This window comes from Paraburkholderia sp., assembly GCF_036488505.1.
In the GTDB taxonomy this organism is placed as follows: domain Bacteria; phylum Pseudomonadota; class Gammaproteobacteria; order Burkholderiales; family Burkholderiaceae; genus Paraburkholderia.
Genome location: NZ_DASXHN010000060.1, coordinates 26195 through 32716, shown reverse-complemented (window position 1 = coordinate 32716; position 6522 = coordinate 26195). Strand labels below are relative to the sequence as shown.

The following is a 6522-nucleotide window of genomic DNA, read 5'->3' as shown; positions in this document are numbered from 1 at the left end:
AGCGAAGCACCAGACTGCCGAGACCCAGCAGCGCCATCAGCATGCCAAGCCCGACCATCACCCGGAACGCCCAGAACACCACGGGCGAGAACGGCCGGTCCTCAGGCGGAAACGCTTTAAGCCCCTTGATCGAGCCGTTCCATGTGTGCGTGAGAATGAGTGCGCCGAGGTGAGGGATCTCGATCGCGTAGTCGGTCCTTTCCTCGCGCATGTTCGGCAAGCCGAACAGGATCAGCGGCTGGCCGGGCCGGGCGTCCCAATCGCCTTCCAGCGCGGCGATTTTGGCGGGCTGATGCTTGAGCGTATTGATGCCGTGCGCGTCGCCGACCAGCATCTGGATCGGCGCGACGATGCAGGCCATCCACAACGCCATCGACACCATCAGCCGCGCGCATGGGTTGCGCGAATCGCGCAGCAGATGCCATGCGCCGACCGCGCCGACCAGGAACGCGACGCTCAGATACGCGGCCAGCACCATATGGACGAGCCGGAACGGAAACGATGGATTGAAAATGATGCGCAGCCAGTCGGCCGGGAAAAAGCGGCCGTCGACCAACGCATAGCCTTGCGGCGTCTGCATCCATGAATTGACCGCGAGGATCCAGAACGCGCTCATCAGCGTGCCGATCGCGACCAGCAGAGTCGCGAGAAAGTGCAGGCGCGGACCGACGCGGTGCATGCCGAACAGCATCACGCCGAGAAAGCCGGACTCGAGAAAGAAAGCGGTCAGCACTTCGTAGCCCATCAGCGGGCCGACGATCGGACCTGCCCGAAACGCGAAGCGCGCCCAGTTGGTGCCGAATTCATACGACATCACGAGCCCCGACACCACGCCGATGCCGAACACCACCGCGAAGATCGTCAGCCAGTAGCGGTACACGGCCAGATACACCGGTTTGCGCGTGATGAGCCACGAGCCTTCGAGCACGGCGAGGTAGCTCGCGAGCCCGATCGACATCGCCGGAAAGATGATGTGAAACGCAATCGTGAAGCCGAACTGCGCTCGCGCCAGCGTCACGGCATCAATGGGAACGGACATCATGGCACCTCGTCGGGGCGCACCCGTCGGGCGGAGCGCGTCGTGCCGCGGGCAGCGGCGATCGCGCCGGGGCTCGGGGCAGCCCCGGCGGTGAGACGACACTACTGTGAGCAAGCGCGTGGCCTGGCGCGCGGCACGCTTGTCGGCGTATTTGCGCGCACGTTTGACGGCAAACGCGGGTGTGGCCGTGTCAAAAGTGCAACGGCGCGCGCAGCGGTCACAGCGCGGGCTGCGAGTGTGCGGCGCGCGCGATGCGGGGACCGCCGTGCTTCGCGATGCTTCGCTTCGCGCGGTATGTGCCTTGCTCGCTCGGTGCATCGATAGAACAAGGAGCCGTCATGAACGACACAACGAGCAAGCCGGATTCGCCGCCAACGGCGCAGCGCGCGGATGCGGATCGCCCCGGTCACGAGCGCGAGCCGCAACAGCAGCAGCGCGAATCGCAACAACAGGACGGGCAGGAATCCGCCGGGGGTTCCGGCCCGCGCGCGCCCGGCGGCAACAGGCTGAACGACATCGCCGATGAGGACATCGACAAGGTCGTGCCGCGCGATGGTGACGACACGAAGCTGCGCGATCACACGCTCGGCGACGCGGACGAGCCCGACGCGGCCGGCAATCTGCCGGGCCCGCTATAGCGGAAGACGAGGAACTCCCCATGCGATTTTTTGCCCTCGCCAGCGACTACGACAACACACTCGCCTCCGACGGACGCGTGGCCGACTCCACCTGGGCCGCGCTCGAACGGCTGCGCGCGTCAGGCCGACACGCGATCCTCGTGAGCGGTCGCGAACTCGACGACCTGCTCAGCATCTGTCCGCGCATCGAGCTGTTTTCGCGCGTGGTCGCGGAAAACGGCGGCGTGCTGTATTGCCCGGCCGATGGCGGGCGGCGTCTGCTGGCACCGGCGCCGCCCGAGGATTTCGTCGCCGAATTGCGGCGGCGCGCACCGGCTGCGTTCAGCGTGAGCGAAACGCTGGTCGCGACGATGAAGCCGCACGAGCATGTCGCGCTCGACGTAATCCGCGATCTCGGTCTGGAACTGCAGATCGTCTTCAACGGCGACGCGGTGATGATCGTGTCGCCCGGCGTATCGAAGAAGAGCGGTCTGAACGCGGCGCTTGCCGATCTCGAACTGTCGCCGTTGAACGTGGCCGGTGTCGGCGACGCGGAAAACGACCACGCGCTGCTCGATGGATGTGGTGTTGGGGTGGCGGTGGCGAACGCGTTACCCGAACTGAAAAAGCACGCCGATCACGTGACGCGCGCGGCGGCGGGGGCGGGCGTCGCCGAACTGATCGACATGCTGATCGCCGACGATCTGCGCGACATCGCCGCCGCGTCGCCGCGCAACCGCATTATGCTCGGCACGCGCCACGACGCGCCCGATGGCGAGCCCGCCTGGCTATCCACCCACGGCACGGTCGCGCTGCTGGTCGGCGCATCCGGCTGCGGGAAGTCGACTGCGACCGCGGGGCTGCTCGAACGGCTCGCGGGCGCGGGCTGTGAGTTGTGCATCGTCGATCCGGAAGGCGACTACAGCAACGACGATATGACGATCGTGCTCGGCGACGCGCGCGCGGCACCGTCGATCGACGAGGTCGTTCAACTGCTGCGCCGTCCCGGGCGCCCGGCCGTGGCGGTCAATCTGCTGCGCGTGCCGATTGCCGATCGTCCGGGGTTCTGCGCGAATCTGCTGCTGCAGGTGCAGCGCCTGCGCACGCAAACCGGCCGGCCTCACTGGCTCGTGTTCGAGGAAGCGCATCATCTGTTTCCAGCCGTATGGGCGAGCGCGAGCCAGGCGATTCCCGAAGCGCTCGAAACAGCGCTGGCCGTCACGGTGTCGCCCGAGCAGCTTGCGCCCGCGTTGTTGCGCCAGGTTGACATGGTGCTGTCGATGGGCCGCGACGCCCGCGCCGCATTGCAGCGCTTTGCGTCCGCAAGCGGACATGCGCCGCCTGCGGACGATGGGGCGGCTGATCGAGCCGGTGACCAAGCCGCCGATGGAGCCGCCGATGGCTCCGCGGCTGGCGACGCGCAACTGGCTAAAGGCGACGCGTTGTTGTGGCGCGTCGACGCTGGCGCCGCGCCGGAACTCGTCAGCCTGCAACCTGGCAGCAAGGAGCGCAGCCGGCATCGCCGCAAGTACGCGGAAGGCTTGCTGATTCCGGAGCGCAGCTTCTATTTTCGCGGCGAGCATAACGCGCTGAATCTGCGCGCGCACAACCTCGTGCTATTCGTCGAAATCGCCGAGGGCGTCGATGCCGGGACCTGGCAGTTTCACCGCCAGCGGGGCGATTATTCGCGCTGGTTCGAACAGGAAATCGGCGATGCGGATCTCGCCGCCGACGCGCGGCGTATCGAGCAGGACGCGACGCTCGATGCCGCGGAAAGTCTCGCGCGGATTCGCGCCGCGATCCACGACCGTTATACGCAGCCGGAAAATCCGTCATTGCCCGCGGTGTTGACGGGCGCGCCGCAAAACCGCGGATGAGCGAGCGTCAAAGTTCCCCGATCGACGATCCGCAATGAAGCGGTTGGACACCGGGGAAGCGGCGTCGGACCCACCGGCTGCGCGCATTGACAACCACGAGCGCGGTCGACGTAGCACGCTTGCCGGGCACGCGCAATGCGCGCGCTCCGGCAACGCGAGCGAAGGAGCCGACCATGCGCGTACAGACGATAGAGATAGCGGACTTCGTCGTGACCTCCACGGTCATCCGCGATTCGGAGAGGGCGTTTCAGTGGGTCGTGCGCGTGACCGAGCGCAGCGGCGAGCGTCATATGGTCTTCGAGCGCCGCGGCAGGTGCGGCCCCGTGTCGCGGGGCGACGCGCTTGAGATTGCCGCCCAGGCGGCGCGCGGCATTGCGTCGGGACTGGCGCGGCCGGCCGATGGCGGCTGGGCCACGCAAGCGGCTGCTGGATAACTGCGCAGACAATACCGCCTGGCGCGAGCCCGCGCCTCCCACATCGGGCGCGAACCGTCGACGCGCCGTCACGAACGGCGCGATGGCGAACCCGTCTGGCTTTCATGGAGTGATAGTCGATGAAACTCAAACCTGTCGAGCGGCAAACCATCGTGATCACCGGCGCGACGAGCGGCATTGGCCTCGCGACCGCGCGACTCGCCGCGCGCCGCGGCGCGCGTCTGTTCCTGATCGCGCGAAGCGAAGGCGATTTGCGTGAGCTGGCCGCCGAGCTGGCCAAGCGCGGCGCCCAGGTGGACTACGCGGTGGCCGACGTCGCCGACCTGCCGCAATTGAAGGTTGCGGTCGAACGCGCTGTCGAGCGCTTTGGCGGCTTCGATACGTGGGTCAACAACGCGGGCGTGTCGGTATACGGCCGCCTCGCCGATGTGCCGGTCGACGATCAGCGGCAATTGTTCGAGACCAACTTCTGGGGCGTCGTGAATGGATCGCTGGCGGCGCTGCCGTATCTGAAGCGGCGCGGCGGTGCGCTGATCAATGTGGGCAGCGAACTGTCCGACCTGGCGGTGCCGTTGCAAGGCGCGTATGTGGCGTCCAAGCACGCGGTCAAGGGCTACACCAATGCGCTGCGTCTGGAGCTGATGGACGAGGGCGCGCCGGTCTCCGTCACGCTGATCAAGCCGGCCGGCATTCATACGCAGTTCGTCGAGCACGCACGCAATTACCTCGATTTCGAACCGAAGCTGCCGGCGCCCGAATACGCACCGGATGTCGTCGCGAAGGCGATCCTGCATGCGGCCCAGTACCCGCAGCGCGATGTGTTCGTCGGCGGCGCGTCGCGGGGGATGTCGGCGTTCGCGCGGCAGACACCTTCGCTATTCGATCGCGTGGTGAGCGCAATCGGCGTCTCCTTGCAGCACACCGATGACCCGCCCTCGCGAGCCGACGGGCTCGAATCCGGCGCGGGCGGCTTGAAAGAGCGCTCGCCCCGCCCGCGCCGCGTGCATGACTCGAGTGCTTATACCGCGGCCGCGCAGCATCCCTACCGGACGATCGGGCTCGCGCTCGGAGTGGGCGCGGTATGGCTCGCCGCGGCGGCTTCACGGCGCGGCCGCGCGAGCCCTCCGTGATGGCGTTCGGGAGGGCATCCGCGAGGATGCCCTCCAAGGCCTGCTTAAAAGCAGTCGATCAAACAGTCGATCAATCAGTATTCGTCCCGCAATGCGCGGCGCGACCTTGGCAGGCAACGGCGCAGTGCAAGTACGACGGTCGTCGCGAGCAACGCGGTCGCGAGTGGGAAAGTGCCCGCGGTGTTGACGGCAATCTCCATCGGCCGTTCGCCGAGCAGTTGCATCCGGCGGCGCGTCATCTGCGCGCCCAGCGTGCGCAACTCCTGCTTCAACGCGCGCTCCGCGGCTGGCAGCAGCACGGCTTCCTCATCGGCGACGTGATGCGCGACCTCGCGTATCAATTGATGAAATAGCCCGTCGTACGCGGCGTTTTCCGGGCCCATCGCTCTCAGTTTCGCGATCGTCGCGCGCATTTCGTCGTGCTCAGGACGGCTTTTCGCGAGCGTTTCGTCGCCGGGCAGGGCACTGCTCAGCGCCGGGTAGAAGATCTCTTCCTCCAGTTGCGCGTGGATTTCCAGCGCGGCGCACACGCCGTTGACGATCGCGCGTTTGCGCCACCACGGCGTGGACGCGTGGTATCGATGCGAGGCGGCGAGCACGTGCATATGATCGAGGCGGATCATTGCGGTGATCGACGGCGATAGCGATGCAGCGTTATCCGGCATGTCGGTTCTCCTGGGAGCGGTATGCGCGCGAATGCCGCATAAGCCGTTCCCGCTCCGCACGCCCGGCGCAGCCCTCGGCGGGCGCACTGGACGTGGGTGATCATGCAGTGGTGCTCAGCGCAACGCGATGCGACCGATGGTGTGATGACGCGCGGCTTGCCTACGCGCCGGTGTTGGCGCGATGAGGCTAATGCCGGCCGGGCGCGGGTTTTTTCGCGCCACGGCCGGTCGAGTTGGTGCTTATGAGGCGGACTTGGCCTGCGGGTTGCCGACCTGTTCCGCGAACTCGGTGAGTTTCTGATCGGTGGCCTTTTCTTCCTGAAGCGTTTCCTGCAGCAGCTTCACACCGTCGTTGAATCCGAGTTGCTTGCCGAGCGCGCACAGCGTGCCGTACGCGGCGATTTCATAGTGCTCGACTTTCTGCGCGGCGCCGATCAGACCCGCATCGAGCACCGGGCCCTTTTCGATTTCGTCGAGCAGCTCGTCGGCTTCCTCGATAAGACCTTCCATCGCCGCGCATTTGACGCGCTTGAGCTTCAGACCGCACTTTTCGACCACCTGATCGATCCGTTCGATCTGTCCTTGCGTTTCCTCCAGGTGGGTCTGGAAAGCCTTCGACAATTGCTCGTTGGTCGCCGCTCTGGAAAGCTTGCCGAGCGCTTTCGTCAACTGCTTCTCGGCGCTGTAGATGTCGGATAGCGAATGAACGAATAGGTCGTTGACTGTTTTACGGCTCATGGGATGCTCCTTGGTTGAAAAG

7 protein-coding genes are annotated in these 6522 nt (G+C 66.1%); 4 read left to right on the top strand and 3 right to left on the bottom strand.

Annotated elements, in window-relative coordinates:
• The coding region (locus VGH68_RS03630; RefSeq protein ID WP_331602138.1) for a cytochrome ubiquinol oxidase subunit I at nucleotides 1-1039 on the bottom strand (1039 nt) is incomplete at its 3' end.
• Between the two features lie 338 nt (nucleotides 1040-1377).
• On the opposite strand from VGH68_RS03630, the gene VGH68_RS03625 reads away from it, so the two are divergent.
• From VGH68_RS03625 to VGH68_RS03610, 4 genes are all read left to right on the top strand, one after another.
• Nucleotides 1378-1677 carry a hypothetical protein gene (locus VGH68_RS03625; protein WP_331602137.1) on the top strand — a complete coding sequence of 100 codons (300 nt, stop codon included), beginning with the start codon at nucleotides 1378-1380 and terminating at the stop codon, nucleotides 1675-1677.
• 20 nt (nucleotides 1678-1697) lie between these two features.
• The gene (locus VGH68_RS03620; RefSeq protein ID WP_331602136.1) at nucleotides 1698-3533 is read left to right on the top strand and encodes an HAD hydrolase family protein; all 1836 of its coding nucleotides are present in this window, start codon (nucleotides 1698-1700) and stop codon (nucleotides 3531-3533) included.
• A gap of 173 nt (nucleotides 3534-3706) precedes the next feature.
• Entirely contained in the window at nucleotides 3707-3967 is a 261-nt protein-coding gene (locus VGH68_RS03615; protein WP_331602135.1) for a hypothetical protein, read from the top strand.
• Nucleotides 3968-4086: 119 nt separating this feature from the next.
• Entirely contained in the window at nucleotides 4087-5097 is a 1011-nt protein-coding gene (locus tag VGH68_RS03610; protein ID WP_331602134.1) for an SDR family oxidoreductase, read from the top strand.
• A 74-nt stretch (nucleotides 5098-5171) separates the two neighbouring features.
• On the opposite strand, the gene VGH68_RS03605 is transcribed toward VGH68_RS03610, so the two are convergent.
• Together VGH68_RS03605 and VGH68_RS03600 are read right to left on the bottom strand one after the other, a co-directional pair.
• Entirely contained in the window at nucleotides 5172-5762 is a 591-nt protein-coding gene (locus tag VGH68_RS03605; RefSeq protein ID WP_331602133.1) for a hemerythrin domain-containing protein, read from the bottom strand.
• Between the two features lie 240 nt (nucleotides 5763-6002).
• A complete protein-coding gene (locus VGH68_RS03600) occupies nucleotides 6003-6500 on the bottom strand; it encodes a ferritin-like domain-containing protein (protein WP_331602132.1) in 498 nt (165 codons plus the stop codon).
• Nucleotides 6501-6522 lie beyond the last annotated feature (22 nt).